Origin of the sequence: Streptomyces sp. NPDC002886 (assembly GCF_042888445.1) — a bacterium.
Taxonomy (GTDB): domain Bacteria; phylum Actinomycetota; class Actinomycetes; order Streptomycetales; family Streptomycetaceae; genus Streptomyces.
The window spans coordinates 328,077-353,652 of the sequence record NZ_JBIAPV010000004.1; the positions used below are offsets into that span (position 1 = coordinate 328,077).

The window sequence follows — 25,576 nt, forward strand, 5'->3', positions numbered from 1 at the left end:
CGGTCTAGGCAGTGCGGTCAAAGGAGCACGGTCGAAGGAGCGCGGTCGAACGGGTCAGCCCGATTCCGCCGGGCCCGCGCCCTCGGCCCCGCTCTCGGGTTCGTCCTCCAGCATCCCCGTACGCAGCGTGGCCATGATGCGGCTCAGCAGTCGTGAGACGTGCATCTGGGAGAGGCCGAGGCGGTCACCGATCTCGGACTGGTTCAGCTCCTGACCGAAACGCAGCGAGAGGATCATCCGGTCGCGGTCACTGAGCGTGGCGATCAGCGGCTTCAGCGTCTCCAGGCATTCGATGCGGTCGTACGCCGCCTCTTCCTCGCCCAGCGGCAGCACCCGGGGACCGGCCTCGGCCTCGGGTCCCGCCGGAGCGTCCAGGGACCCCGCCACATAGCCGTTGGCCGCCCGGCGGCCCTCGTCCAGTGCCTCCGTGGTGATGCCGAGCTGCTCCGCCAGCTCCAGGTCGGTGGGGTGCCGCCCCAGGCGCTGTTCGAGCACGTCGTGCGTCTTGGCGATGTCGAGGCGGAGTTCCTGGAGGCGCCGCGGCACCTTCACGGACCAGCTGGTGTCACGGAAGAACCGCTTCATCTCGCCGGTGACGGTGGGAATGGCGAACGTGGTGAACTCGACCCCTCGCTCGACGTCGTACCGGTTGATGGCCTTGATCAGGCCCACCGTGCCGACCTGGACGATGTCCTCCAGGGGCTCGGACCGGTTGCGGAAGCGGCGTGCCGCGTACTTCACCAGGCTGAGGTTGAGCTCGACGAGGGTATTGCGCACGTACGAGTACTCCGGCGTCCCTTCGTCCAGCTCCTTCAGCCGTCGAAAGAGCGCGACCGACAGGGTCCGCGCATCTCCGGTGCTAACGGAGAGCGGGTCGGCGGGGACATCGGGCATCTCGCCGCGGAGGTCGATGCGGAGCAGATCCGTGGTCTCGCTGGAAACGGGTGCCATGAGGTTCCTCCGACGGATTGGGGGGCACCGGCCGCACTGGGCGGACGGCTGGAACCGTCGTGGTCTCCAGGAGGGATATACCCGCACGGGGGAAGGCTGACCCTTTTTACGGAACATCCCCTTCCGGTGCCTCCGCGTCCGGTGCTCCCCCGTCCGGGACGTGGACGTGCAGGACGCAGATGTCGTCACGCTGGGCCGTACACAGCGTGACGAGCGTGCGCGCGAGGGTTTCACCGCGGCCCTCCCGGAGGAGCCGCACCGCCGTCTCCGCGAGGCGGCCAAGGCCGGTCTCTATGTCCTCGCCCGGTTCCTCCACGAGCCCGTCGGTGTAGAAGAGCAGGTCGTCGCCGGGCAGCAGGTCGATGGAGGCCTGCTCGTAGGAGGCTTCGAAGGACGCGCCGAGCAGGGGGCCCCGGGGCTGTTCCAGCAACTCCGCCCGGTCGCCGCGGATCAGCAGCGGCGGCAGGTGGCCCGCCCGCACCCAGATCAGCCGCCCGTCCCGGGGCCGGTAGCGGGCCATGACCATGGTGGCGGTGGCGCTGCCCGAAGGCTCCGAACCGGTGTGCAACAACAGGGTGTTGAGCCGGCGCAGGACGTCGGGCAGTGGAGATCCGGTGATCGTCATGCCCTTGGTCGTGAACCGGAGCTGGGCCATGGTCCCGACGGCGGCCAGCCCGTGGCCGGCCACGTCCCCGACGACGAACAGGGCGCTCTCGTCGGGGAGTTCGATGGCGCTGTACCAGTCGCCGCCCACGTTGATCCCCCTGTCGGCGGGGACGTAGGCCACGTCGACGCACAGGCCGGCCAGTTCCAGGGACTGCTCGGGGGTCGGCAGCAGGGTGTCCTGGAGGCGCGCGGCGAGCGCGCGTTCGGCCTGGAGCATGCCCCGCTGGAGCAGGACGGCCCGCTCGCTGTCGTGCAGTGCGAGCTCGACAGTGTGCTGCGTGGTCAGGTCCTGGAAGAAGCCGTGCACCTCGACGGGTGTGCCGTCGGCGTCCGTCTGGGCCTCGGCGACGATCCGCAGGTGGCGCACTCCGCGCCGGGTGGTGATCCGGAACGGCTGGTCGACGGCCTGCCCCTCGCTCAGCAGCCGCTCGACGGCCGCGCCCAGCTGCTCGAGGTCCTCGGCGACGACGTGGCCCGGAAGTTCCTCCAGCGGCATCGGCCCCCGGCCCGGATCGCGGTCGAAGATCGCATAGACCTGATCCGACCAGGTGACGGTGTCGGTGACCAGGTTCCAGCCCGCCCAGCCCAAGTTGCCGAGGCGCTGCAGGTCGGCCAGCCGGCGGGTCTCGCGCTGACTGGTGTCGTGGCAGATCCACGACACGACCAGGTGGTCCGCGAGCCGCGACGCCCGGACCGAGTAGACCGACTGCCGGGGGACGCCCGCGACCACTTCCTCGTAGGTGAAGGGTTCCCCCTCGTACCTGGTTCCGGTGATGAGCGTCCTGAGGTACCCCTCCCAGAGGGCGGTGCCCGCCACGGTGGGGTACGTCTCCAGGATGCGGCGGCCCACGAGCTCCTTGCCCCGCCGGCCGGCCACGTCCACGGACTCGGGCGCGGCCGCGTCGATGCGGTAGTCCTCCACCTCGCCCGTCGCCGAGCGCAGGGGGGTGAGCAGGGTCGCGGGGCCGGCCAGGGTGTCCATGATGAGCTGGACGGCCTCCACGTAGTCCCCGACGGCCGCTGCCGCGCCCTCCGGGTCGCGAGGTCCCGGCGCCCCCAGGGGCCCGGCGCACAGCCGGGTCGCCTGGCGCAGCAACGCCCGGGTGTCGGCGGCGAAGGGGCCCGGCCGGGTGCGCAGGAAGCCGATGGCCGCCCGGGGAGGCCCGTCGCCGGGCACGGGGAGCCAGGCGCGCGAAGGCCACCGCTCCGGCGGGTTTCCGATCAGCAGGTAGCGCCGGGCGTCCTGTTCGACGTCCTCCAGCCAGAGGGCGCGGCGGGCGGCGATCGCTTCGAGGGCGGCGACCCCGCTCAGCGGGGGGATGTGGCGCCACTGCTCGGCCAGTGCCTCGTCGATTCCGGCGCTTCCGGTCAGGTCCAGGCTCCCGGCGGCGGCCACGGTGTAGATCATCACCGCGTCCACGTCTGTGGCCGCGCCGAGCACGGTCACCAGCAGCTCCGCGATGTCGTCGCCGTCGCGCGCGGCGGCCAGGCCGTCGGCGACCCGCGCCGACAGGCCGTTCAGCTCGCCGTCGTGGTCGTGGTGACCGGTGAGATAGCGGCGACGGCTGAAGGCCGAGGCGATCGGCTCGGCTTCCGGGCCCGTGGCCGCGGAGACGGCCGTGGCCGTGGAAAGTGCGGCGTAAGGGGCCGTGGGCAGTGAGATCCGGGCGGTCCCCTGCGGACGGCGCACGCGGACCTGCCCGAGGGTGATCCAGCACTCCTCCAGGACGGTGCGGCCGCTCCGGCCGGCCCGTTCGAGGAGCAACGCGTACGCCGCGTCGGCGGCGACCCCCGCTTGGGCCATGAGTACGCCCTTGGCCCGCTCGACGACGGCCGTGGTCGCGGCGACGCCTTCCAGGTCGACGATTTCCGACCGGAGTCTGGCCACGACCCTGGCGAGCGCCACCACCTCGGGTGCGGCGCCCTCACCCACGGGTGTGGCATCGCCCTTCACTCCTTGAGCATCCCACGCGCGCCCCCCACCCGCCCGGGTGCGACCCCGGCGTCACTCATCGCGCGGGCCGCCCCGGTCGACGGGCGGCTGCCCCGCTCCGAGCCGCGCGAACCGGGAGTTGACCGCGCCCGCCCGGGTAGGCGCCCGGTGCGGGGTGCGGCCTCGGCCCTCATGGCTGCGACGGGGGTCGCACTCCGTCGAGGCGGAGAGGTACGCGCCACCAGCCGCACAGGTCGTACGGGTGAGTCCGCTCTCCGCTCAGGTCACGGGCTCAGGTGCCGCACCGGTCCCGGGAGGGGTCCCGGCGGGGGATTTCGGTCGGGCCCCGGTACGGGCGGCGGGGCGGGCTGGGGCTGCGGAGGCGCAGGAGGCACGGGATCCGGCCCGGGGGCCGGCACGGGCCCCGGCAGCGGCCCGGGTTGCGGCCCGGGGCCGGGACCCGGAGCAGGGGTCGGGTTGGGCGGCACCGGGTCGTTGGGCGGCGTCCCCATGGACGCCGCCCCTCGCGCGGCCGGCCCGGGGAGGGTGGGTGTGCGGCTCTTCGGATTGCTCACTGTGCGTCCGATCGTTCGTCCGGAAACCGGCGGCCCGAATCTCGGGCCCGTCCGGCCGGGCACCGTCCGGGTGCCCGCGGCGCGCGGGCCGCCGCCTCACGGCGGTAGGCGCGACGCACCGCGCCTACCCGCGTCGCCGGGCCGTAGACACATCGCCGCGGACGCTCCGGTCCGCGGCGACGCCAGGAACCGGGGGGGGCACCGCGGCCCTCCTCCCCTGCCGCCGAGCGGCCCTGTGCGCCTGCGCGTACGGGTGACACGGACAGCGGGGTGCGCACGCCCGTCGGCGGGCGTGGCGAAACATCTCCGGCGGCCGGTCACGCACCGGCCCCGCACCGCCGATCCGACCGGGCATCATCGTGCCCTGCTGGACGGGGCACCGCGGTGGGGCGTCACCGTCCTGCAAGCCCATGCGGAGATGGACGCCGGCGACGCGTGGGCCACGGTGGAGTGTCCCGGTCCGGACCCGGACGGGTCCAAGAGCGTCTGGTACTCCGCTGGGCGGCCTCGTCCGGAGCATGCTCGCGGTCACCCCCGACCTGCACGTCCTGCGCGACCCCACCCGGGGCGGTCTGGCCGCCGCGCTCAACGAGATCGCCACGGCCTCCGGCACCGGCGTCCTCGTCCACGAGTCCCGGGTGCCGGTGCCCCCGGCCGTCGCGAACGCCTGCTCCATCCTCGGCCTGGAGTCGGCTCGTGGCCTTCGTACCGCGCGCGCACGCCGAGGCCGTGCTCGACGCCATGCGGGCGCATCCGCTGGGGCGGGGGGGCGACCGTGATCGGCGAGGCCGTGGAGGCCCACCCGGGCATGGTCGTGGCCCGCACCGGGCTGGGCGGCACCCGCGTGGTGGACCTGCCGCTCGGGGAGCAGCTGCCGCGGATCCGCTGAGCCCGCCCCCGGATCCGCCGCGGCACCCCGCCGCGGCGGACGCCAGGACCGCGGCCGCGTACGGGGTTAGGCTCGGAGCAGGCCGCGAAGGGGATGGTTCGCATGTGCCGGTGGCTCGCCTACTCGGGTTCGCCCATGCTGCTCGACGCCGTGCTCTACCGTCCGGAGCACTCGCTGATCAATCAGAGCCTGCACGCCCGGATGGGCGTGGAGACGACGAACGGCGACGGCTTCGGCCTCGGCTGGTACAGCGGCAACGGGGACGGCACCCCGGCCGTCTTCAGGGACATCGCCCCGGCCTGGAACAACCGCAATCTGCGCGAGCTCGCCGCGCACGTCCGCTCCCCGCTGTTCTTCGCGCACATCCGCGCCTCGACGGGTTCGGCCGTGCAGCAGACCAACTGCCACCCCTTCCGTCACGGCCGGTGGCTGTGGATGCACAACGGGGCCATCGCGGACTTCCCCCGGCTGCAGCGGGACCTCTGCCTGGCCGTCGATCCGGCGCTCTTCCCGGCCATCGAGGGGTCCACCGATTCCGAGGTCATGTTCTACCTGGCGGTGACCTTCGGGCTGGACCAGGACGTTCCGGGGGCCGTGGCCAGGATGACCGGACTCGTGGAGCGGCTCGGCAAGGAGCACGGCGTCCCCGAACCGGTTCAGATGACCCTGGCCATCAGCGACGGGGAGCGGCTCTGGGCGTTCCGCTATTCGAGCGTCGGCGCCTCCCGGTCGCTCTTCTACAGCAGCCGCGCCGATACCGTCCGCCACCTCCACCCCGAGGTGCAGTTCCTCGAGGACATCTCCGACGCATCGCGCCTGGTGGTCTCCGAACCGCTGGGGGACCTGCCCGGCGTGTGGAACGAGCTACCCGAGGCCAGCTACACGGTGATCCCGTCCGTCGGGGACCAGGACTACCTGCCCTTCCTCCCCGTGCTGGCCTGACGGCCGCGCCGGATCCGGCCGTCCCCCGGGCCCTCGGATCCCTCGGACCCCCGCGTGCGCGGCGGTCCGAGGGGTAGACGCCTTTGACCAGCCGGCTCGGGGGCCGGGGCCCGATGGACTCCACGGCCCGATCGGCTCGACGGGCTCGACCGGCTCGATGAGCGATCGGCTCGATCGCCCCTCCCGGGCCGGACCGTCCGCCTCGATCGACGGAGGGGCATTCGATGGCACTGACCGTATCCAGGGCGACCGTGTCGGACACGGGGCGCGCGGGCGTCCCCGGGCGGGTCCCGGTCCTGACGATGGGAGTGGAGGAGGAGTTCCTCCTGGTCGACCGCGCCAGCCGGGCCCCGGTGGGGCGCGGCCCGCGCGTCATCGCAGCCGCCGGGCGCACGCTCGGGCCTCTGGTTCAGCCGGAGTTCTTCACCGCCCAGGTGGAGATCTGCACCAGCCCCACCACGGACGCCGCCGCGCTCCGATCGGAGCTGTCCGGGATCCGCGCCGAGGTGATCCGCGCCGCGGCCACCGAGCAGTGCCTGCTGCTGGCCGCGGGAACCCCCGTCGTACCGCCCGAGCATCCGCTGACCGTCACGCCCGACGAGCGCTACCGCCAAATGGCGTCCCGTTACCCCTCGATCCTCGGCGACTACGACCAGGCGGTCTGCGGCTGCCACGTCCACATCGGCGTCGACAGCCGGGCGGAGGCCCTCGACCTCGCCAACCGGATGCGGCCCTGGCTGCCCGTCCTCCAGGCCCTCGCGGGCAACTCCCCCTTCGACCGGGGCCGGGACTCCGGGTACGCGAGCTGGCGGGCCGTGGAGCACGCCCGCTGGCCGACCGTCGGGCCCGCCCCGGTCCTCGACGAAGCCGCGTACGAACGCTGCGCGGAGGAGCTCGTGCGCAGCGGCACAGTGCTGGACCGGCGGATGATCTACTGGTACGCCCGCCCGTCCGAGCACGTGCCGACGCTGGAGATCCGCGTGGCCGACGTGAACGCCCGGATCGGTACGGTCGTCCTCCTGGCCGTTCTCGTACGGGGCCTGGCCGCGACCCTGCGCGCCGAGGCCGCCGAGGGGGCGACGGCCCCCGCGCCGCATTCGGCGAGGCTCCGCGAGGCGCATTTGCTCGCGGCCGTCCACGGCCTGCACGGCGACGGCCTGGACCCGGTCGACGGCGCTCCGGTGCCCGCGTGGACGCTGATCGCCCGGCTGCGGGACCGGGCCGCCCCCGGCCTGGCGGCATCGGGCGACTCCGTGCTTGTCGACGCCCTGCTGGAGGAGGTCCGCACCGAAGGCACCGGGGCGGCCCGGCAACGCGCCGCGCACCGGCGTCACGGGCGGCTCAGCCGGGTCGTGGACAGCCTCGTCGAGACCGTGGCCGCGGCCTAGACCCAGGCCGGCCCCGGCATCCGGCCCGGCCGATCGGGGCGCGCGGGAGCGGGAAGCCGCCGGGCGCGCACCCGGTCCCGCACGGACGCCCCGGGCCCGGCGCGGGGGCCGGGGCGGTCGGCCGCACGGGTCATGGCGGTTGTTCGGGCCCTGAACCAGCGCGCCGCGCCGCCCGTGCTCAGAGGGCGGGCATAGCGTCCCTAAGCGGAGCACCGCACCGCCCCACCGACCAGGACCGGAGGACCCCCGTGCCGACACCCGAAACCACCCCACCGAGCCAACAGGCCCCCGCCGCCCGGACACCCGGGCACCCGGTGCCTGCGCCGACGGGCAACTGGGCCGTCGGGATGCTCATGGCCACGACCCCCTGCTCGGCCCGCGACGCGCTGCGCATCCTCGCGACGGCCGCGGACCTGGCCGACGTCGCCGTCCGGGACCTCTCGGCCGCGATGACCGCCACCTCGTGCGGCACCGCCCTGCCCGCCCGCCTCGAACGCGCCCTGCGCCGCGCCGTCGAAGCCGCCCGGACCCGCGGAGCGGCGGGCGCTTCCTCCGGCGCCGGGATCGCGCCGAATCCCGCCCGGACCGAGGAGGTCCTGACCCGGCTGCGCGGCTGCCAGGCCCGCCTCGCGGCCTCCCCCCACGACCCCGGCGCCCTGCGGGCCATGGACGACACCGCCTACACCCTGTGCGTCCTGATGGGCAAGGCCAGCGCCCTCGAAGCCATCGCCGCGGCGGAGGAACAGCTCGCCGCCACGGGCTGAGCGGCCGGTTCCGCAGGTCGGGTCAGCCCTTGGCGGTGTAGCGGACGCGTGCCCACAGGGGCAGCACGAACCAGCACAGCACGTACCAGGTGAACACCCCGCCGACGAGCCACGTCGCGAGGGCGTTGTCGGTGGCGACCCTGAGGACGAGGAGCAGGGCCGAGGTGCAGGTGGCCAGGAGCAGCAGCAGCCCCGTGAAGGTCAGGCGCGCGGCCCACGCGACGGCCTCGGGCTTGATCCTGCGCCCCGAGACGAGGCGGTGGAAGGCCACGGGGCCTATCAGGGCGCCGGTCGCCAAGGATCCCAGGACCACCGTCACCACGTAGATCGTCTTCTCGGTCTGCGCGAGCCCCGCGAACACGGGGGCGAAGGCTACGGTGAGCAGGAACCCGAACAGGATCTGGACGCCCGTCTGGGCGACCCGGATCTCCTGGACCAGTTCCTGCCACTGCCGGTCGGCGCGTTCCTCCGCCGACTCGTCGCGTCCCTGCTGATCCGTTCCGTTGGTCATCGGTTTCCTCTCTGAAGGCCTCTACATGACAGCGGCCGGGCGGGGCGAGGTGACCGCCTCGTCCGGCCGCGGTGATCCGGGTGGCGAGGTGGCGGCCGTCGCGGGTGCCTTCCTTGCCGGGGCTCACGCAGCTCACGACCGGCGCCCGCCCCTGCCGCGCGGGACATCGCGTACGCCGCTCACCGGGAGGGTGCGGATCCCCTGCCGGAGCGAGCTGTCGTCCCGGTCCGCGCCGGGGCGCGGCGCGGCCGCTGCCCGAACAACCGGTCCATTTGGCCGCGCACCGATGCGAAGTCCTCCCAGCAGTCCCGTGCCGGCTCCTCGGAGCGGCCCGTCTGCCTCTGCCCCTGATGCGTCCCCTTCACGGTTCTCTCCCTCGGCCCGCGTTAGTACGTGCGTACGCCCCTCGCTCGCGTCCGGCGCCTACCCGGAGCGGCGGTACCCACACGCGCGCCGGCCGGCTCCGTGAAGATCAGTGCGGCGGCGGCAGCCGAACACCGGTGTGGATGGTCTTGCCGCCCGGCTGGTGCCGGATCCTCACATCGCTGCCGAGCCGGTGGACCAGGGCCCAGCCCCAGCCGCCGCCGCCCTCCAGATCGGGCGGCCTCAGCAGCGGCTCCGCCTGGCTGTAGTCGGTGACGTCGATGGCGATCTCGTCGGGCTCCAGTGCGAGGTCCAGCGCGCAGCCGTCCGCCGTGTGGCGGATCGCGTTGGTGACGAGCTCGCTGACGAGCAACAACGTCGTGTCCACGACCTCGGGGGAAACGGAGCGGCCACCGCGTGAGGCATCGTCGAGGAAGTGCCGGGTGCGGTCGCGGGCCGTGGCGGCCGCGGTCGCCCCGTCAAGATCGCTGTGGTGTCTCAGATGGAGAGTCATCCCCGCTCCAGAGGCCTCCGGTCTCGCTTCCCCGGACCCGACCGCCGGAATCGACGGTGCCGGCCGCCCGGGGACGGATGGTGTCCACATGGGTGCGCGTACCCACTCCCCGCGGGTTCACCGCGTTCGGCGGCGCCGGCGACGGGGGCGCGGAGGGCCCGAGCCTCGCGAGTTCGTCGAGCGGTGCGCGCTGTACGGCTTCGACCAGGCGCCGGCTGTGAGCCCAGACGGCCGCCCGGGCGCGCACCGGGGAGCAGCCGCTGCGCTGGGCGAGCACGGCGCCGAGGACAAGCCTGCGGCTGCCGTCGACGTCCTTGTACGCGGCCCACAGGACGTTGCCCCCGGCCGGGGTGCTGGTGCCCGTCTTCAGCCCGGCGACACCGTGCCGGCCGAGCAGCCTGTTGGTGGTGCGCGCCTCGCCCCGGTCCCCCGGGAGACGGACCGAGGGGGTGGCGACGATGCTCCGGAACACCTCGTCCCGCATGACCGCGCGGGCCAGGACGAGCAGGTCGACGGCCGTGCTGGTGTTCCCGGTGTCCATACCGCAGGAGCCGGTGAACCGCGTACGGGTCATGCCGAGTTCCGCGGCCGCCCCGTTCATCCGGCGCACGAAGTCCGCTTCGCAGCCGGCGGTCCAGCGGGCGAGGAGCCTGGCGATGTTGTTGCCCGAGGGGATCAGCAGGTACGCGAGCAGCTGCCGCAGGGAGAACTCCTGCCCTTCCTCGACGGGCACCACCGATTCGATCGTGGAACCGGACTCGCGGGCGGCGGCCCTGTCCACGCGGACCACGGGCCCCGGGTCCCCCGGGCCGAGCGGGTGCGCGCGCAGGACGACGTAGGCGGTCATCACCTTGGTGAGGCTGGCGATCGGCACCGGCCGCTGGTCGCCGACCGTGCCGAGGCAGCCGATGCCCTCCACCTCCACGCTCGCCTGGCCCTCGTGGGGCCAGGGCAGCGGCGCCCCCGACACCGCTCGGCGGGCGGCGGCGACGGCCGCGTCACCGGCGCGGCAGGCCGCGAGCCGGCCCCGGCCGGGCAGTTCGGCGGAGCGGCGGAGGAAGGCGTGGACGGACATGACGCTCCGGGGATCGGGGTCGCGGCGGGGTGGGTGCCCTGCCGCGCCCGGAACGCTCCGGGCCCGTGTCGTCCGGAGGCGGAGGGCGCCCACCGAGCATGGCCGCGCGACCCATCGGAATCCCGGCCGCCGTCCATCGGCGGGCGCTCCACCGTGTACCGGTTCCGCAGCAGGCCATCACCTCGGCGGCGTGCCGCACCGGCCGCGCGGCTCCGCCGGAGCGGCACGGAGCGGCCGGACGCACGTGCGCGGCCGGCGAGACCGCGGCCGGCCGAGGGACGCGGCGCACGCGGAGCGGCCACGGCCTCCGTCACCCGTACCCGGGGAAGGAGGCCGTGGCCGCTCGTGCTTCGGGCGCTGGTGAAGTCGCCCTGCCGCGCTAGTCCTTGAGGACGTCCTTGGCCTTCTCCTTGGCCTGGCGGGCATCGCCCTTCATCTGCTCCGCGCGTCCCTCCGCGGTGAGGCGCTCGTTGCCGACGGTGCGGCCCATCGCTTCCTTGGCCTTGCCCTTGGCCTGTTCCTTCTTGGCCTTCATCTTCTGCTCACCCGACACGGCTCTCACTCCGATCGTTGGCGATCATCTGACGTGTCGCGTCTGTCCTGATACCCGACCGGTAAACCTGCCCGCCCGGCTCCGCGCGTTAGCCGCGAGCGGCTCGGGGCAGGCGCCGGGGGGAACGGCAACGGAGCGGAGGCAGCGGTGGAGACCTCGAAGATCGCCTACAAACCCGTGGGTCTGGCGCTCGGCGCCGCAGGGGGACTGCTGGCCGGGTTGGCCTTCAAGCAGATCTGGAAACGGCTCGGCCACGAGGACGACGCGCCGAGCGCCACCGACGAGGACCGCACGTGGCGGGAGATCCTCATCGCCGCGGCCCTCCAGGGCGCCGTGTTCGCCGCGGTCAAGGCCGCGATCGACCGTGGCGGCGCGGTGGCCGCCAAGCGCCTGACCGGAACCTGGCCCGCCTGAGGCGACGCCGGCCGGGGAGGGCCCCACCGGGTCGCCGGCCCGCAGGGCCGGCAGGACGAAGAGGGTGCCGCCGGCCGTGAACAGAGGCGCGAAACACGACCGACAGGATGCGCCGCGACCGCAGGTCGCCGCGCGCCCACCGCGCCTCGCGGGACCGACGGGGCCGGCGCCGCCTCACACGACCGGGTCCGCTCCGGACGGGTGACGCGGGTGCGCGTGCGGCGGGTCGTGGGCCGGTACGGGCCGTGGGCGTCAGGCTGGCCCCGGTCGGCGGGTAGCACCCGCCCTGCGAGAAGGAGCAGTACGTGCTGGAGCGCAAGCGCCGCAAACACACGACCGACGTCACCTTCGTCCTTCCCGGTGACCTGCCGCCCGGGCCGGTGAGCGTCGTCGGTACGTTCAACGACTGGCATCCTGGCACGCACGTCCTCGCACCCCGGACCGACGGAACGCGCGCCGTGACCGTCGCCCTCCCCGCCAAGACCACCCACAGCTTCCGCTACCTCGCGGCCGGCGACTACTGGTTCGACGAGCCCACCGCCGACGGGCACGAGGAGGGCAACAGCCGCCTGCACACGTAGTCCCGGGTGGCCGGCGTGGCCGGGGCCGGCTGATCACCCGCTCCGCGCCGGCATCCCCGGCATCCCCGGCTTCAGCCGGTTGAGGGCGATCAGCTCCTCCGCAGCGAGCAGTGCGCCGTGGGCGCTGCGCCGGCCCATCACGACGCAGAGGGTGTACGCGGCCTCCTCCAGCTCGCTGCGCACGCTCGCGTCGCCGGGGTCGGCCAGCACGCGGCGGCGGACGGCACGCAGCCGGTTCACGTGCCGGCGCAGGACCTCCGGCTCCGGCGGCGACCACGACCCGGCGGGAGGGCCGGGCAGGGTGCGGGCCCGGGCGAGCACATGGCGCAGCGCGTCCTCGACGGCGGGCGAGAGGGGTTCGCCGGCCTGTGCGGCGAGAACGGCTTCGGCGGCCTCCCCCGCGGCCGTACCCGAGTCCATCGCCACCTCGGCCAGGATCCGGCGGGCCTTGGCCGCGGTGCAGGGGACGAGGGCCATCAGCACCCCCGCGGCGCGGGCGAGGGTGGACCGTACCTCCTGCGGTCGGGGAGGCGCGGTCGGCGCCGCGGGCGTCCTGAGCTGCTGTGCCGGGTGGTCCATCCGTCCGCTCCTCCGCTTCTGTCTCCCCTCGTCTGCGGGGTTCTGCTGTGTAGCAAACGGCACGCCCCACCTGCCGGAGCACACGCGCGCGGCGCCTCCACAACCGCCCGATCCGGCGCCGTGCGGCGGTCTCGGTTGACGCCTCGTGTTGCCTTCTCGTCAGGACGGCGGGGGCGGGGGCTCCGCGCCCGGGACGGCGCGGGCGGGGTGGGCCCGTAGGTGAGTGATCACCGTGTTGGCCACGGCGACCAGCGGGACCGCCACGACGGCCCCGCCGATCCCCGCGATGGTGCCGCCCGTGGAGACGGCCAGGACGACGGCGAGCGGGTGGACCCGCACGGCCCGGCCCAGGATGAACGGCTGGAGCACGTGTCCTTCGATCTGCTGCACCACGAGAACGACCATCAGCGCCATCAGGGCGGTGAAGACCCCCTCGGTGACGAGGGCGACCACGACCGCCAGCGCTCCGGAGACGACGGCGCCCACGAGGGGCACGAAGGAGGACAGGAAGATCACCACGCCGATCGGAACCGCGAGCGGTACGCCCAGGAAGTAGATGCCCACACCGATGAAGACCGCGTCGATCATCGCGACGATCATGGTGCCGCGGACGTAGGCGGTCAGGGTCCGCCAGGCGGGCGGGCCCGCGCCGGCGACCCCGGGACGGGCCGCTGCGGGAACGAGCCGCAGGGTCCACTTCCAGATGCGCCTGCCGTCGTACAGGAGGAAGAGCGTCGCGAACATGGCCAGCAGCAGCCCGGTGATCACCTCCACCAGGACGGTCACTCCCTGGAGGCCGGTGGAGGTGATCTCGCTCGTGCTGGTGCCGATGGTGTCGCTCAGGCTGTCGGCGATGTCGTTGATCTGTTGTTCCGTGACGTGCAGCGGACTGTCGATCAGCCACTGTTTGAGCTCGCCGATGCCCTCCTGGACCCGGTCCGAGAGGTTGTCGAGGTTGTCGAGCACCTGCCAGACGACGAACCATCCGACCAGTCCGAGCATCACGAACCCGCAGGTCGCGGTCAGGGCCGTGGCCGCGCCCCGGGACAGTCCACGCCGGTGCAGCCGGGCGACGGTCGGCTGGAGCAGTGCGGTGACCAGGAGCGCCACCACGAAGGCGAGGGCGACCAGCCGTACCGCGCCGATGACCCGCATCAGCACCCAGACGGTGGCGGCGAGCACCAGGAACCGCCAACCTGCCTCGGCGGCCACCCGCACCCCCCAGGGCACTGCGGACGCGGGATCCCGCGCACCGGTGCCGGCCGGCCCGTGCGGCGTCTGCGGCGGACCGCCTCCCTCCCACGCTTCGGCGGCTTCGGCCTCGGCCTCGGCTTCGCGTTGGGCATGCAGACGGGCCCGGCGCTCGCCGAGTCCGGCGGCGCTCTTCCGCACGCGCCCGAGCCATCCGCGCACGCCGGGCAGAGGTCGGTTCACTGTGTGATCCCTCCGGGTCGTCGCTTGGGTTGCGTGGGAGCACTCCCTCCAGGCTGGACCGTGCGGGGCACCCCGGCACCCCGGCACCCGGGCCGCCGGGGGTTCATGCCGGGTGTCCGGGATCGATCGCCCTCGCGTCGCGGTACCGGAGCGGCTTCCGGGCCGTGCGGATCCCCGTCCCGAGTGCCAGGGTGGGAAGCGGGTACCCGCACGAGTGGAGGCCTCACGATGCCCGCCTCGGACTGGCTCCTGGCACCCGGAGAACGCGGCAACACGGCCACCCGGCTGGAACATCGCCGGGCGGGCGGGTCGGCATGGTCCGAGGGCAACGAGGCCCGTCCGCTCGTCCACGGCGCCACGTACTTCGCCGAGCTCCTCGCACGGGTCCGGGCGATGCGCGCCGGCGACCTGCTCCTGTTCACCGACTGGCGCGGCGATCCCGACGAGCGGCTGCGCGGACCCGGTACGGAGATCGCGGCCGTGCTGGGCGCGGCGGCCGGGCGCGGTGTCATCGTCAAAGGGTTGCTGTGGCGTTCCCACCTGGACGGCTTCCGGTTCAGCGAGGAGGAGAACCGGTCCCTCAGCGAGGACATCGAAGCGGCGGGCGGTGAGTGCCTGCTCGACCTGCGCGTGCGGCCCGGCGGCTCGCACCACCAGAAGATGGTGGTGCTGCGGCACCCCGGCAGCCCGGAGCGCGATGTCGCGTACGTCGGCGGGATCGACCTGTGCCACAACCGAAACGACGACGCCGACCACCGCGGCGACCGCCAGTCGCTGCCCCTCGCTCCCCCGTACGGTCCGCACCCCCCGTGGCACGATGTCCAGCTCGCCCTGAGCGGGCCGGTCGTCGGCGACCTCGAAGCCGTGTTCCGCGAGCGCTGGGAGGATCCCGCACCGCTCAGCCGCAGTCCGCTGATCCGCCTGCGCCAGCTGCTGGCCCGGGAGGACACCCGTGCGGACCCGCTGCCGCCGCAGGAGCCCGATCCCCCGCCGTGCGGCACGCACGCCGTCCAGGTGCTGCGCACGTACCCGAACCGGCTGCTGCGCGGTTATCCCTTCGCCCCCGACGGCGAGCGGAGCATCGCCCGGGCCTACCTCAAGGCGCTGCGACGGGCCCGGACGCTGATCTACGTGGAGGACCAGTACCTGTGGTCCCCGCGCGTCGTGGACTGCTTCGCCCAGGCCCTGCGCGCGTGTCCCCGGCTACGGCTGACCGCCGTCATCCCGTCCGTTCCGGAGCAGGACGGCCTGCTCACGGGGCCCATGAACCTGATCGGACGGGTCAACGCCCTGGAGGAGCTGCGCCGCGCCGGAGGCGACCGGGTCGCGGTGTACGGCCTGGAGAACCATGCCGGGACCCCTGTCTACGTACACGCCAAGGTGTGTGTGATCGACGACGTCTGGGCCGCCGTCGGCTCCGACAACGTCAACCTGCGTTCCTGGACGCACGACTCCGAGCTGAGCTGCTCCGTCCTCGACCGGGCCGCCGACCCGAGGCCGCCGAGCGACCCCGGCGGCCTCGGGGACGGAGCCCGCCCGTTCGCGCGGGAGTTGCGCCTGGAGCTGATGCGCGAGCACCTCGACGCGTTCGGTGCGCGGTCGGCGGACGCGCTGTGCGATCCGTCGGCCGCCTTCGACCGGATCCGCGAAGCCGCCGGCGCGCTGGACGCCTGGCACGCGGCCGGGCGCCGTGGCCCGCGTCCCGCGGGACGGCTGCGCCGCTATGCCGCTCCACGGGTGCCGACCTTCCGGCGCCTGCTCGCGACCCCGCTGCACCACGCCCTGGTGGACCCCGACGGCCGCCCCGTCCTGATGCGGCTCCGCGGCGGATTCTGACACCGCGGGGCCACCGGGCTCAGGTCTTGAGCAGACGGTTGAAGAAGGAGCGGTAGTGCTGCAACGCCTGGCGCAGGTCCTCCGTCTCCACTTCCTCGCCCCGGCCCCACTGCGCCTCCAGCTCCTGCTTGTGCGCGGCGAAGCTGCCAGCCAGGGTCTGCATGACTTCGGCCACCAAGGTGTCCGCGGACCTGACCGCGTCCTGGGGGTCGTCGACGAATCGGCCTTGGATGTCGGTCCACGACTGCCGGAACTCCTGCGTGTCGGAGTCGCCGAGGAGCGGCTCGGAGTCACCCTCGATGGCTCCGCCGGGCGGCGCGTCCGCTCCGGCGGGGGCGACCGTACGATCCTCCTCCGGGGGCGGGGTGACCTCGTCGAAGGTCTCGCGTGTCCCGTAGTCCTCGCGTGTCCCGTAGTCCTCGCGTGTCCCGTAGTCCTCACGGTTCCCGTAGTCCTCGCGGGTCCCGGGGGTCTCGGGGATCTCGCGGTTCCCGGGGGTCTCGGGGGTCTCGCCGAGCGGGCGGTCCCGGGTGGCCTCTCCGGGGTATACCGGGGCCGCCGGGGCCCCCGCCTCGTCGTCCGTCACGGGATGTGCCAGGTCTTCCGTGGTGAGGCCGGCTTCGCTGCTCCGGCCTGCGGTGTCCGCACGCTTTTCCATGTCACCGGTTCCTTTCGTCGGTGAGCAGCTCCGTGAAGAGGGCGCGGTAGTGCACCATCGCTCCCCGGAGTTCCTCGGTGGTCGCCCGCCCGTCAGTGCTCCGTACCTTGACGTCGTGGGCGGAGCGGTAGTGGTCCAGTGCGCCCGCGTGCTCGACGGACAGGTGGCTCAGTTGCCGGCCGTACTCGTCGGCCGGGTATCCGCGCTCGCTCATCAAGCGGGACACGAGCTCGTCCGCCTCGACCACGGAGCCTTGCGGCTGGTCCACGAAGTGTTCCTGGACGGTCGTCCATTCGTCCGCGTACTGGCGGCGCCGCTCGGCGGGGAGTTCCTTGATGTCCAGTTGGTCGTGCCGCTGCTCGCGAGCGCGCAGTTCGCGCTCCGCGGCCCGTGCGCCGCCCTTCTCCTCGACGGTTCGCTCGTACTCCGGCCCGAAACGCTCGCGCAGGTGGCGTCGGCGCGCCAGCATGGTGAGGATCAGGGTCAGCGCCACGACCACGACAACGGCCGCGACGATGATCGCTATGAGTGTGCTGGTAGACATGTGCCGCCTCCATCGAGCGGTTCCCATTGGCCTTCGCCCCTCGGCTACCCGCTGAGAGCAAGCGAAACCTCCCCTCGTCGCATATGCCGTACTCGGCTGCGCCCGCCCGCCGGCCGGTCTACGGGCAGAGGGTTCGACCCGACGTAGCGGGGCAGACGCCGGGTATGACCTTGGAGCATCCGTCCGAAAAGGGCAGACCGGGGCGGCTCGGCCGCTTCGAGAAGCTGGCGGAGCTCGCGTCCAATTTCACGAGCTCGGCGCTCTTCTCCTTCCTGTGCGTCCTCCTGGTGGCGGGCTTCATCGCCGTCCACCTCCTCCACCTGCCGATGGAATGGCAGCACCTCGCCGGGGACGCCATGGCCGCGGTCTCCTTGCTGCTGCTCGCCCTGCTCAAGAACTCCGAACGCCGGGCCGAGCACGCGATCCTGCGCAAGCTGGACGCCATCGCCAATGCCCTGCTGGAAGGCCAGGAGGGCTCGCGACGCAAGGCCGACCGGGACCTGGAGGAGGCCATCGGGATCGAGGAGCAGGAGTAGCCCGGCGGGGCACTGCGTCAAAGGCGGCACCCGGAGCAGGCCGCCGCCATCGTCGGCCGGATCATCCGGGGATCCGGCCAGGACCGAGCAGCATGGCGAAGGTCGGCGTGCTCAGTCGATCAGCAGTACCAGCTTCCCGCGCGTGTGGCCGTTCTCGCTGGCGCGGTGCGCCTCCGCGACCTCCGTGAGGGGGTAGCTCCGGGCGACCGGGAGGGTGAAGCACCCGGACTCGATCAGTGCGCCGATTTCACCGAGTACGTGGACCGCGCGGCCGGTGTCTCCTCGGCTGAACACCACCCCGTGCTCCTGCGCGCCTGCGAAGTCGGCGATGGTCACGACGTGTTCCGGGCCGCCCGCGAGCTCGATGAGCTCGGGCAGCACCCCGCTCCCGGCCACGTCGAGCGCCCGGTCGACGCCGTCGGGGGCGAGCGCGCGGACCCGTTCGAGGAGTCCCTCGCCGTAGGCGACGGGCTCGGCTCCCATGGAGCGGAGGTACGCGTGGTTCGCCGGGCCGGCGGTGCCGATCACCTGCGCTCCGCGGGCCGCGGCGAGCTGGACCGCGGCGCTGCCAACGCCTCCGGAGGCACCGTTGACGAGCAGGCGGGTACCGCTCTCGACGCCGAGCTGATCGAGTGCGCGCGTGGCCGTCTCGATGGCGGCGGGAAGCGCCGCGGCGCCGGGGAAGTCGAGCGCCGATGGGATCGGAGCCCAGTAGGAGAGCACCGCCAGCTCGGCCTGCGCCGCTCCCTCGGTGGAGAACCCGAACACCCGGTCGCCGACGGCCACGTCCCGGACGCCCTCGCCGAGCTCGTCGACGACACCCGAGGCCTCGTACCCCAGTGTCTGCGGGAGCTCCTGGTCCATCAGGCCCCGGCGCTTCTTCCAGTCGCTCGGGTTGACGCCGGCCGCACGCACCGCGATACGTACCTGACCGGGCCCCGGATGCGGATCGGGGAGATCCACGATCTCCAGGACCTCGGGTCCCCCGAACCTGCTGAAGCGGACCGCCCTCATCGTTGCCCCTCTCCACGCCGCCGGCTCGCGGCTGCTCGCTCGCCGCCGCCCCAACCGTAGGCACCCTCCCGTTCCGATGCGTGCACGAACACGACCCGAGAGGCGGCCCAGCGGGATTCCCGGCGCTACCGGCCGGGGGTGTCGTGGTCGGTGACGGTGGGGTAGGAGACCCCCGCGTAGACCTGGTTGAGGATCGTGGGCAGCAGGGCCATCGCCGCCGCCTTCGCGTCGAGCGAGACGGTCAGGTTCGCCCAGACGATCAGGGTGACGTCGTTGTCCGGGTCGTGACCGATGAAGGAGTTGAAGCCCGGGAGTTCGCCGCCGTGGAAGTACATCGCGGCCTGCGGGGTGAAGCGCTGATAGGCGATTCCGTAACCGTACTGCTGGGCTTCGGGGGCCGCCGGATTCTGGGGCCGCACGCTGTCCAGCCAGCGCTTCTGGGAGGCGGGGTCGAGGACCTTGCCCGTAACGAGCGCCTTGATCCAGGTGGCCATGTCGTCGACCGTCGAGATCGCGCCGCCCGCGGCGGTGGCGTAGGAGGAGTTCTGGTGGGTGTAGTCCAGCGGCTTCAGCTTCCCCGAGCGGGCCGCGGCTCGTACGTCGGCGGAGTACGGCTCGTCGGTCATGGCGTGCGCGGAACCTCCGTACATGTAGCCGTGCGCGTACGGCGCGGGCAGGGAGGTGTCGTGGATGCCCGGGAGCGAGGTGCCGGCGAGGCCGAGCGGGGTGAACAGCCGGTCCCTGAGCTGCTCGGCGAGAGGGCGGCCGCCGGCCTTCTCCGCGACGAGGCCCAGCAGCACGTAGTTGGTGTTGTCGTACGCGTACTCCGTGCCGGGGGCGGCGTCCGGGGCGTGGCGGAAGGCGATGTCGAGGACCTCCTGCGGGGTCCACGCCTTGCCCGGGTCGGCATCGAGGGTGGCCGAGAACTCGGGCGCGTCGGTGTAGTTGTACAGCCCGCTGCGCATTTCCAGGAGCTCGGCGATGGTGATCCCCGCGCCGCCGGGCACACCCGGTACGTAGTCGGAGACGGGGTCGGTGAGGCGGACCTTTCCGTCCTGAACCAGGAGTTGGATCAGGGCCGAGGTCATGGTCTTGGTGTTGGAGGCGATCCTGAAGTGGTCCGCGGTGGTGGGGGGCCGGTCCTTGCCGAGTTCGGCCGTGCCGGTGAGTGCGCGGAAGGTGCCTTGCGGGGTGCGGAGCAGGACCGCCACGCCCGGCACCATCAGCTTCTTCGCCGCCGCGTCCACGGCTGACCGCAGCGCGGCCGGATCGATGGGCTTGAGGGCCGGCCCGGCGGTGGGAGCGGACGGGCCGGAGGGCACCGGTGCGGGATCGGCCGCGCCGGACGCCGCGGGAGGTGCGGCAGCCGCCGCCCCGGACGCCGCCAGGGGCATCCCGCAGACCGCGATGAGCACCGCCGCTCCCGGAGCGAGCACGGCGGACCGGACCCGTGCGCGGCGGGCGCGGCGGACACGGTCCGGGTGCTGCGCGATCGCTGGATCGGGCGTCGTGTCAGCGTGGAAGGTCCTCATGCCGGATCACACCTCGGGCTCGGGCTCGGCGGTCGGGTACCGCGGCGAGGGCGAGGCGAAAGCTGGACGCGGCACATTCGAAAAGCGTCACATAGCGAGCAATGCCCCATTTTAGCAGCCGCGACCCTACCGGCATGGTGGGCTATGACCGTCAGAGGTTGTCCCAGAAGCGGCGCCAGAAGTTGGCGCGTACGTCGCTCATCCAGTGCCCGGTGTTGCAGTGGAGCTTGCGCACCACGGGGAAGCGCTGCGGTACGGGGCGGCCGCACCACTGGCACGGCTTCGTGCGCGGCGCCGAAGGGCCCGGCGCGCTTGCGGGGTTGGTCTCGGTCATGGCCCCAGTGAACAAGCCCCGGTCGCGCGGTGCCACGGCGCCGCTACTCAGGTCCCCTGCGCGTGATACTCACCGCGCGCCCACCCCGTCCGCGATTGCGGGACTCGGCGATTCGGGGATTCGGCGCGCGTGCGGTGTGGCGCCGCGGACGGCGTGGAACACATTCCGCCGATCCCTCCCGTCGAACCTTCGCACCGTCGAACCTTCGCACCGTCGAACCTTCGTACCTTCGCACCGTCCATATGTCTCTACGTCCGTACGTCGACCCGTCGAAAGGCCGCCCCATGCACTTCACCCTCCGCAAGGACCTCGGACTGCTCTCCCTGCGACTGGCGGCAGGCGGCGTCCTGATGGCACACGGCACGCAGAAGCTCTTCGGCTGGTTCGGCGGTGGTGGTATCGAGGGGACGGCCCGGGCGATGGAGCACATGGGCTTCACCCCGGGCCGGCGCAGCGCCATCGCCGCGGGGCTCGGCGAGGCGGGTGGCGGTGCGCTGCTCGCCCTGGGTCTCGCCACTCCCGCGGCGGGCGCCGCCGCGGCGGGCGCCATGGCCGGGGCCGTATCGGTGCACGCTCCCGCCGGCTTCTTCGCCCAGGGAGGCGGCTTCGAGTACCCGGCCCTGCTCGGTGCCGTCGCGGCCGGTCTCGGTGTCACCGGACCGGGGCGCATCTCCCTGGACCACATCAGCCGCCATCGGCTCGACCGGCCCGCCGTCATCGTGGCGGCGTTCGCCGTCAGCGCGGTCGCGGCGACCCTCGTCGTCAGCCGGCGCGCCGCCGCAATGGAGTCGCCGGCCGGAGCCGACGAGGTCACGGAATCGCACTGATCGGACCAAGGAGGGGAAACCCCTGTCTGACTCCGGCTCCGGATGGCAGGCTTCTCATCCTCGACGCACGTCCTGGGGGGGCACACGTGAGGGAGCCGGGTACGGGCATGGGCCTGCGGGGCCGCAGCGGCATCCTGTCGCTGGTCGACTCGTGCCTGAAGGAGGGCCCGGAGGCCGAACGGCCCCTGACCATGCTGCTCGGTCCGGCCGGCAGCGGCGCCAGCGAGGCGCACAGCGCGCTCATGGAGCGCTTCGGGCCTGACTACCCCTTCGCCTTCGTCAACTTCGGCGGGGCCCAGTCCCTGCTGCCGCGCTACGCCCTCGGGCTCCTGGCCCGCCAGCTCGAACGCAAGCTGCCCCGTTACGGCCGCTCCCATTTCCCCCTCCTCAGCCTCGGCCTGCTCGCCTCCGACCAGGAGCTGCGCATGCGCAACCTCGCGGAGGGGCGGCGTGCGGTACAGCGCCAGCTGGACCGCTTCCAGGAGGAGAACGAGGCCCGCCACGGCGACTACCTCGCGGCCTTCTTCGAAGTGGGCATGGGCGCGGTCGGCATGCCCGAGGGCGCGTCCACCGCCGCGCTGGCCCTCTTCCAGGACGCCCTGCGGCGCGGCCGCCGCACCGTGCCCGGCCTGCTCGCCGGCAGACTGGGCAGCCGGCTGACGACCGGGGCCCACTGGTACGGACGCCACCCCATGACCCACAGCGCGGACCCCATGGAAGCCCTGGTGGAGCTCAACCTGTGGCGCCACGAGGGCGACGAGAACGAACAGGAGCGGCTCGACCTCGTCCTCTTCTCGGCCTTCCTGGAAGACCTCAGGCGCAATACCGCCCGCAATTTCATGCCCCGCTCCTACCTGCTGCTCCTGGACAACTCACACACCGCGTACGGACGCCACTTCCTCGACCTGTTACTGCGCTCCCGGCACGACCAGACCGTCGTGGCCGGGCACGCCAGTGATCCGCTCACCGTCGTCGCCAGCTCCAACCGCTGGCTGCCCCGCTGGGGTCCCGCCACCGGGGACTCGTGGCCCTGGCAGCTGCGCGGTCCCGACCGGGCCTCCCTGGCCGACTGGCACGCCCACCGGCCTCCCCGCGACAGCGAGGACAGCTGGTGGTACCCGCTGCGCCTGCGCGACCTCAATCTGGACGAGGTGCGGATCCGGATAGAGCTCCAGCTCGGCCCCAACAGCGACCTCGCCCCGCTGACCCGCCTCACCCCCTTCGTGCACCGGCTCACCGGCGGGCTGCCGCGCGCCGTCCACCAAGTGCTCGACGTGCTGCGCCAGGCCGGCCCCCTCCCGGACTCCGGTCCCCGGCAGGACCGTTGGCTGCGCGTCCTGCCCGACCGGCCGCTGCGCACCGGGGAGCGCTCCGCCACGCTGGCCGACACCGCCCTCGGGCACCTCCTGCGCGACTTCGACGGGACCCAGCACGCGGCCCTGGCGCAATGCGCCGCCGCCCGGGACTTCTCTGTGGGCACGCGGCTGCTCAGCCCCGACGACTCCCTGTTCGGCGACATCCGGTCCCGCTGGCTGCTGACCGGGCCCGTCGCCGTGGTTCCCGTACTCCACCCTTGGCTGCGCCGGCTGCTCTTGTGGCGGCTGGCGGCGCGCCCCGACGGGTGGGAGGCCGCGCACGAACTGCTCGCGGAGTACTACCGCGAGCAGGGCAAGCCGGTGCAGGAGATGTACCACCGGCTCGCCCTTGGGCGGACCGAGGAGGTCACCACCCATCTGACCCGGCGCTTCACCGCCGTACCCGCCGCGCAGTGGATCTCCGAGTTCGACGCGATCACCTCCGCGCCGAACCGGCTCCCCTCCGACAGCGGGCCGCTGGAGCTCCTCTCCGGGCTCGTCCCGCGCCGGCCGGGGGGCGTGGTGGACACCGAGTCCGTGATCCACACCCTGGTGACCACCCGCTGGGTGTGGAGCGATCCGCTCGCCGACCCCGCCATGCGGCTGGGAAACCTGATCGCCGACGGCTACACCCAGCTGTCCCAACTCCGCAGGAGCGACATCGTGGCGCTGTTCAACGAGGCCGAGCGGTACCGCAATTGGATCGATCCCCAGACTCCGGGCTGGGAGGGCTGAGCGCATGCCCAGACTCGAATGGCCCCTGCACGTCGTCCGCCGCGTCGCGCTGGCCACCGCGGCGGCCGTCACGCTCGTCGGAGCGCTCTGGCTGGGTGTGGGCTGGCTCCAGGAACGCCAGGCCAGGTGCGCGGACGGGGTCGTCGAACGGGGGCCGGACGACGAGTGCGTGGGAGTGAGCGACGGCTCCTACGTCTTCGCGCCGCACCTCGACGCCGTCAGCGCGAAGATCGAGGCGGAGAACCGCCGGGTCGTCGCCAACGCGGACAAGGAGCCGTACGTCAGCGTCGCCTACTTCACCTCGTTCACCACCACCGCCTCCGACAGCAACTCCGCCGAGGGCGTCCGGCACGAACTCCAGGGCGCCTACCTCGCCCAGTACCGGCACAACCAGGGCGACTTGGCCGCGACGCCCAAGATCCGGCTGCTGATAGCCAACCCGGGCAGCAAGTCCACGCAGTGGAAGCACACCGTCGACGAACTGGTCGCCCGCAAGGATTCCCCGGACCGGCTCGTCGCGGTCGCCGGTCTCGGCCCCAGCACCAAGGCGAACCTCGACGCCATACGGCGCTTCTCCGAGAACGGGATCGCCATGGTCGGCGCCACCATGACCGGCTCGGCCATCCAGGACATCAACGGCTTCGTGCGGATCGCCCCCACCAACGAGGACGAGGCGTACGCGGGGGCCGCGTACCTCAAACGGCGCGGGGTCACCACCGGCATCGTCATCCAGGATGTGGCGGAGGGGGATCTCTACTCCTCCACCCTCGGCACCGCCTTCACCAAGGCGTTCAAGGACGACACGCACAAGCTCGTCGCCGAGCACATGACCTACGACTCCTCCGTCAGTAGCGCCTGGCAGAACGAACTGCACTTCATGCCGGGGCAGTTGTGCCAACAGCGCCCGCAGATCGTCTACTTCGCGGGCCGCGGCCTGCACCTCACCCGGTTCCTGGACGCGCTCGCCAACCGCAGCTGCACCGAGCAGAAGTTCACCGTGTTCACCGGGGACGACACCACCAACCTGAACGCCGAACAGCTCGCCCGCGCCGCGGAGACGGGCATCGAGGTGCTCTACACCGGCCTCGCCCACCCCGACATGTACCGCGCGGCGCCGCAGGCGGTGTCCGCGCCCTCCGCGAAGAACTTCCAGCCGGGCGGGCTGATGGAGCAATGGTTCCCGCACGACACCCGTGAGGACGGCGGAGCCCTGATGGGCCACGACGCGGTCCTGGCCGCGGCGCACGGCATCCAGATGGCCGCGCACTGGCAGGGCCAGGTCGTCGGCGAGGCCGTGGGCCGGATGTTCCACCAGATGGACGGCGCACAGCAGGTGGCTGGGGCCGGCGGTTTCATCTCCTTCCAGAACAACGGCAATCCGCGCAACAAGGCCGTCCCCGTACTGCGCCTGAGCGGCAAGGGGCAGGTGGAGTTCGTGGAAGTCTCCGCGGCGGAGGGCAAACCACCACAACAGCAATGACGCGGACCGCCCATCGGCCGTCCGGCGGTTCATCCGCGATGGCGGGCTCTTCGCGCCTCCCACCCACCGCAATGGCGGCAGGTACCTCTGGGAGGAGTCCGCGGTGGACTGGTTCCGATCACTGCACGAGCACGCGGTGATCGTCCCCGCGAGTGACCGGGCCGAGAAAGAACTTGCCGCCCACCAGGCCTATCTCTGTCCGCTCAGCAGCAATCACGTCGGTCTCGCCCGCCCCCGCCTGCTGGTGATGTACCGGCCCGGAGGTCGCGGGCCCGTCTTCGAGGTCGAGGCGGTGGAGACCGCCCACCAGCGGGTTCCCGGAACCCGGGAGACGACTCCGGCGACCCTGGGCATCATCCGCGAAGGAGTGACGCTGGACGCGTCGCGGAGTCCGTGGACGGTCTTCCACCTCGTCGGGGTCGGCACGATCGACACGATCGCACCGGCGATCCAGCAGGGCCGTTACCTGCCGGTCGAGCACGTCAGGAAGGCGCTGGAATCCGGCGACCTCGCGGTCCCCACGCTCGACCAGGCGTTCCCCGCCGGGGAGTGACACCCCACCGAGGGAGTGACACCCCACCGGCCCGGCGCCC

General features: G+C 72.9%; 24 protein-coding genes and 1 pseudogene. 12 read left to right on the forward strand and 13 right to left on the reverse strand.

Features of this window, described 5'->3' with window-relative positions; all coding sequences use genetic code 11:
* Positions 1-54: 54 nt before the first annotated feature.
* Positions 55-894, reverse strand: coding sequence for a SigB/SigF/SigG family RNA polymerase sigma factor (locus tag ACFYYB_RS19895; RefSeq protein ID WP_389437217.1), 840 nt, complete (start codon positions 892-894; stop codon positions 55-57).
* Between the two features lie 163 nt (positions 895-1,057).
* Complete coding sequence (locus ACFYYB_RS19900; protein WP_389436502.1) at positions 1,058-3,571, reverse strand: SpoIIE family protein phosphatase; 2,514 nt, start codon at positions 3,569-3,571, stop codon at positions 1,058-1,060.
* A 1,051-nt stretch (positions 3,572-4,622) separates the two neighbouring features.
* Between ACFYYB_RS19900 and ACFYYB_RS19905 the strand changes: the two are divergent.
* The 4 genes and pseudogenes from ACFYYB_RS19905 to ACFYYB_RS19920 all read left to right on the forward strand — a co-directional run.
* Positions 4,623-5,014: pseudogene (locus ACFYYB_RS19905) on the forward strand (AIR synthase-related protein); the annotation flags it as partial.
* A gap of 102 nt (positions 5,015-5,116) precedes the next feature.
* Positions 5,117-5,956, forward strand: a complete 840-nt coding sequence (locus ACFYYB_RS19910) for a class II glutamine amidotransferase (protein ID WP_389436503.1) — start codon at positions 5,117-5,119, stop codon at positions 5,954-5,956.
* 224 nt (positions 5,957-6,180) lie between these two features.
* Positions 6,181-7,344: a glutamate--cysteine ligase gene (locus tag ACFYYB_RS19915; protein WP_389436504.1), complete on the forward strand. Its 1,164-nt coding sequence runs from the start codon at positions 6,181-6,183 to the stop codon at positions 7,342-7,344.
* 353 nt (positions 7,345-7,697) lie between these two features.
* A complete protein-coding gene (locus tag ACFYYB_RS19920) occupies positions 7,698-8,108 on the forward strand; it encodes a DUF5133 domain-containing protein (protein WP_389436505.1) in 411 nt (136 codons plus the stop codon).
* A gap of 22 nt (positions 8,109-8,130) precedes the next feature.
* Here the strand turns inward: ACFYYB_RS19920 and ACFYYB_RS19925 are convergent, their stop codons facing one another.
* The 4 genes from ACFYYB_RS19925 to ACFYYB_RS19940 all read right to left on the reverse strand — a co-directional run bounded on the left by ACFYYB_RS19925 (position 8,131) and on the right by ACFYYB_RS19940 (position 11,106).
* Complete coding sequence (locus ACFYYB_RS19925; protein ID WP_389436506.1) at positions 8,131-8,619, reverse strand: DUF6328 family protein; 489 nt, start codon at positions 8,617-8,619, stop codon at positions 8,131-8,133.
* 472 nt (positions 8,620-9,091) lie between these two features.
* Positions 9,092-9,496, reverse strand: a complete 405-nt coding sequence (locus ACFYYB_RS19930; RefSeq protein ID WP_389436507.1) for an ATP-binding protein — start codon at positions 9,494-9,496, stop codon at positions 9,092-9,094.
* The gene (locus ACFYYB_RS19935; RefSeq protein WP_389436509.1) at positions 9,462-10,571 is read right to left on the reverse strand and encodes a D-alanyl-D-alanine carboxypeptidase family protein; all 1,110 of its coding nucleotides are present in this window, start codon (positions 10,569-10,571) and stop codon (positions 9,462-9,464) included. Before ACFYYB_RS19935 ends, ACFYYB_RS19930 begins: the two co-directional genes overlap by 35 nt.
* Before the next feature lie 379 nt (positions 10,572-10,950).
* On the reverse strand, positions 10,951-11,106 hold the full coding sequence (locus ACFYYB_RS19940; protein ID WP_284716012.1) for a CsbD family protein: 156 nt from the start codon (positions 11,104-11,106) through the stop codon (positions 10,951-10,953).
* Between the two features lie 165 nt (positions 11,107-11,271).
* Here ACFYYB_RS19940 and ACFYYB_RS19945 point away from each other — a divergent pair, with 165 nt between their 5' ends.
* Positions 11,272-11,538, forward strand: a complete 267-nt coding sequence (locus ACFYYB_RS19945; protein WP_389436510.1) for a DUF4235 domain-containing protein — start codon at positions 11,272-11,274, stop codon at positions 11,536-11,538.
* Positions 11,539-11,843: 305 nt separating this feature from the next.
* Positions 11,844-12,119 (forward strand): isoamylase early set domain-containing protein, encoded by a 276-nt coding sequence (locus tag ACFYYB_RS19950; protein ID WP_389436511.1) that lies wholly within the window; start codon positions 11,844-11,846, stop codon positions 12,117-12,119.
* 33 nt (positions 12,120-12,152) lie between these two features.
* On the opposite strand, the gene ACFYYB_RS19955 is transcribed toward ACFYYB_RS19950, so the two are convergent.
* Together ACFYYB_RS19955 and ACFYYB_RS19960 are read right to left on the reverse strand one after the other, a co-directional pair.
* Positions 12,153-12,698 carry a DUF5133 domain-containing protein gene (locus ACFYYB_RS19955; protein ID WP_389436512.1) on the reverse strand — a complete coding sequence of 182 codons (546 nt, stop codon included), beginning with the start codon at positions 12,696-12,698 and terminating at the stop codon, positions 12,153-12,155.
* 159 nt (positions 12,699-12,857) lie between these two features.
* On the reverse strand, positions 12,858-14,120 hold the full coding sequence (locus ACFYYB_RS19960; RefSeq protein ID WP_389437218.1) for an AI-2E family transporter: 1,263 nt from the start codon (positions 14,118-14,120) through the stop codon (positions 12,858-12,860).
* A 240-nt stretch (positions 14,121-14,360) separates the two neighbouring features.
* On the opposite strand from ACFYYB_RS19960, the gene ACFYYB_RS19965 reads away from it, so the two are divergent.
* Complete coding sequence (locus ACFYYB_RS19965; RefSeq protein WP_389436513.1) at positions 14,361-15,968, forward strand: phospholipase D family protein; 1,608 nt, start codon at positions 14,361-14,363, stop codon at positions 15,966-15,968.
* A 19-nt stretch (positions 15,969-15,987) separates the two neighbouring features.
* Here the strand turns inward: ACFYYB_RS19965 and ACFYYB_RS19970 are convergent, their stop codons facing one another.
* Together ACFYYB_RS19970 and ACFYYB_RS19975 are read right to left on the reverse strand one after the other, a co-directional pair.
* Positions 15,988-16,626: a hypothetical protein gene (locus ACFYYB_RS19970; protein WP_389436514.1), complete on the reverse strand. Its 639-nt coding sequence runs from the start codon at positions 16,624-16,626 to the stop codon at positions 15,988-15,990.
* A gap of 1 nt (position 16,627) precedes the next feature.
* Positions 16,628-17,170 carry a hypothetical protein gene (locus ACFYYB_RS19975; protein WP_389436515.1) on the reverse strand — a complete coding sequence of 181 codons (543 nt, stop codon included), beginning with the start codon at positions 17,168-17,170 and terminating at the stop codon, positions 16,628-16,630.
* A 164-nt stretch (positions 17,171-17,334) separates the two neighbouring features.
* On the opposite strand from ACFYYB_RS19975, the gene ACFYYB_RS19980 reads away from it, so the two are divergent.
* Positions 17,335-17,706: a hypothetical protein gene (locus ACFYYB_RS19980; protein ID WP_389436516.1), complete on the forward strand. Its 372-nt coding sequence runs from the start codon at positions 17,335-17,337 to the stop codon at positions 17,704-17,706.
* 111 nt (positions 17,707-17,817) lie between these two features.
* On the opposite strand, the gene ACFYYB_RS19985 is transcribed toward ACFYYB_RS19980, so the two are convergent.
* From ACFYYB_RS19985 to ACFYYB_RS19995, 3 genes are all read right to left on the reverse strand, one after another.
* A complete protein-coding gene (locus ACFYYB_RS19985; protein WP_389436517.1) occupies positions 17,818-18,720 on the reverse strand; it encodes an NADP-dependent oxidoreductase in 903 nt (300 codons plus the stop codon).
* 125 nt (positions 18,721-18,845) lie between these two features.
* Entirely contained in the window at positions 18,846-20,252 is a 1,407-nt protein-coding gene (locus ACFYYB_RS19990) for a serine hydrolase domain-containing protein (protein ID WP_389436518.1), read from the reverse strand.
* Positions 20,253-20,403: 151 nt separating this feature from the next.
* On the reverse strand, positions 20,404-20,586 hold the full coding sequence (locus tag ACFYYB_RS19995) for a hypothetical protein (protein ID WP_389436519.1): 183 nt from the start codon (positions 20,584-20,586) through the stop codon (positions 20,404-20,406).
* Positions 20,587-20,870: 284 nt separating this feature from the next.
* Here ACFYYB_RS19995 and ACFYYB_RS20000 point away from each other — a divergent pair, with 284 nt between their 5' ends.
* From ACFYYB_RS20000 to ACFYYB_RS20015, 4 genes are all read left to right on the forward strand, one after another.
* Entirely contained in the window at positions 20,871-21,413 is a 543-nt protein-coding gene (locus ACFYYB_RS20000; RefSeq protein WP_389436520.1) for a DoxX family protein, read from the forward strand.
* An 86-nt stretch (positions 21,414-21,499) separates the two neighbouring features.
* Complete coding sequence (locus ACFYYB_RS20005; protein WP_389436521.1) at positions 21,500-23,503, forward strand: hypothetical protein; 2,004 nt, start codon at positions 21,500-21,502, stop codon at positions 23,501-23,503.
* A 4-nt stretch (positions 23,504-23,507) separates the two neighbouring features.
* Entirely contained in the window at positions 23,508-24,983 is a 1,476-nt protein-coding gene (locus ACFYYB_RS20010; protein ID WP_389436522.1) for an ABC transporter substrate-binding protein, read from the forward strand.
* 103 nt (positions 24,984-25,086) lie between these two features.
* The gene (locus tag ACFYYB_RS20015; protein WP_389436523.1) at positions 25,087-25,536 is read left to right on the forward strand and encodes a hypothetical protein; all 450 of its coding nucleotides are present in this window, start codon (positions 25,087-25,089) and stop codon (positions 25,534-25,536) included.
* The last annotated feature ends 40 nt before the right edge of the window (positions 25,537-25,576 follow it).

Coding starts and splice junctions, on each gene's coding strand:
- ACFYYB_RS19895 (WP_389437217.1), bottom strand. CDS start 894: ATGCCCGATGTCCCCGCCGACCCGCTCTCCGTTAGCACCGGAGATGCG.
- ACFYYB_RS19910 (WP_389436503.1), top strand. CDS start 5,117: ATGTGCCGGTGGCTCGCCTACTCGGGTTCGCCCATGCTGCTCGACGCC.
- ACFYYB_RS19915 (WP_389436504.1), top strand. CDS start 6,181: ATGGCACTGACCGTATCCAGGGCGACCGTGTCGGACACGGGGCGCGCG.
- ACFYYB_RS19920 (WP_389436505.1), top strand. CDS start 7,698: ATGGCCACGACCCCCTGCTCGGCCCGCGACGCGCTGCGCATCCTCGCG.
- ACFYYB_RS19925 (WP_389436506.1), bottom strand. CDS start 8,619: ATGACCAACGGAACGGATCAGCAGGGACGCGACGAGTCGGCGGAGGAA.
- ACFYYB_RS19930 (WP_389436507.1), bottom strand. CDS start 9,496: ATGACTCTCCATCTGAGACACCACAGCGATCTTGACGGGGCGACCGCG.
- ACFYYB_RS19935 (WP_389436509.1), bottom strand. CDS start 10,571: ATGTCCGTCCACGCCTTCCTCCGCCGCTCCGCCGAACTGCCCGGCCGG.
- ACFYYB_RS19940 (WP_284716012.1), bottom strand. CDS start 11,106: ATGAAGGCCAAGAAGGAACAGGCCAAGGGCAAGGCCAAGGAAGCGATG.
- ACFYYB_RS19955 (WP_389436512.1), bottom strand. CDS start 12,698: ATGGACCACCCGGCACAGCAGCTCAGGACGCCCGCGGCGCCGACCGCG.
- ACFYYB_RS19965 (WP_389436513.1), top strand. CDS start 14,361: ATGCCCGCCTCGGACTGGCTCCTGGCACCCGGAGAACGCGGCAACACG.
- ACFYYB_RS19970 (WP_389436514.1), bottom strand. CDS start 16,626: ATGGAAAAGCGTGCGGACACCGCAGGCCGGAGCAGCGAAGCCGGCCTC.
- ACFYYB_RS19975 (WP_389436515.1), bottom strand. CDS start 17,170: ATGTCTACCAGCACACTCATAGCGATCATCGTCGCGGCCGTTGTCGTG.
- ACFYYB_RS19980 (WP_389436516.1), top strand. CDS start 17,335: ATGACCTTGGAGCATCCGTCCGAAAAGGGCAGACCGGGGCGGCTCGGC.
- ACFYYB_RS19985 (WP_389436517.1), bottom strand. CDS start 18,720: ATGAGGGCGGTCCGCTTCAGCAGGTTCGGGGGACCCGAGGTCCTGGAG.
- ACFYYB_RS19990 (WP_389436518.1), bottom strand. CDS start 20,252: ATGAGGACCTTCCACGCTGACACGACGCCCGATCCAGCGATCGCGCAG.
- ACFYYB_RS19995 (WP_389436519.1), bottom strand. CDS start 20,586: ATGACCGAGACCAACCCCGCAAGCGCGCCGGGCCCTTCGGCGCCGCGC.
- ACFYYB_RS20000 (WP_389436520.1), top strand. CDS start 20,871: ATGCACTTCACCCTCCGCAAGGACCTCGGACTGCTCTCCCTGCGACTG.
- ACFYYB_RS20010 (WP_389436522.1), top strand. CDS start 23,508: ATGCCCAGACTCGAATGGCCCCTGCACGTCGTCCGCCGCGTCGCGCTG.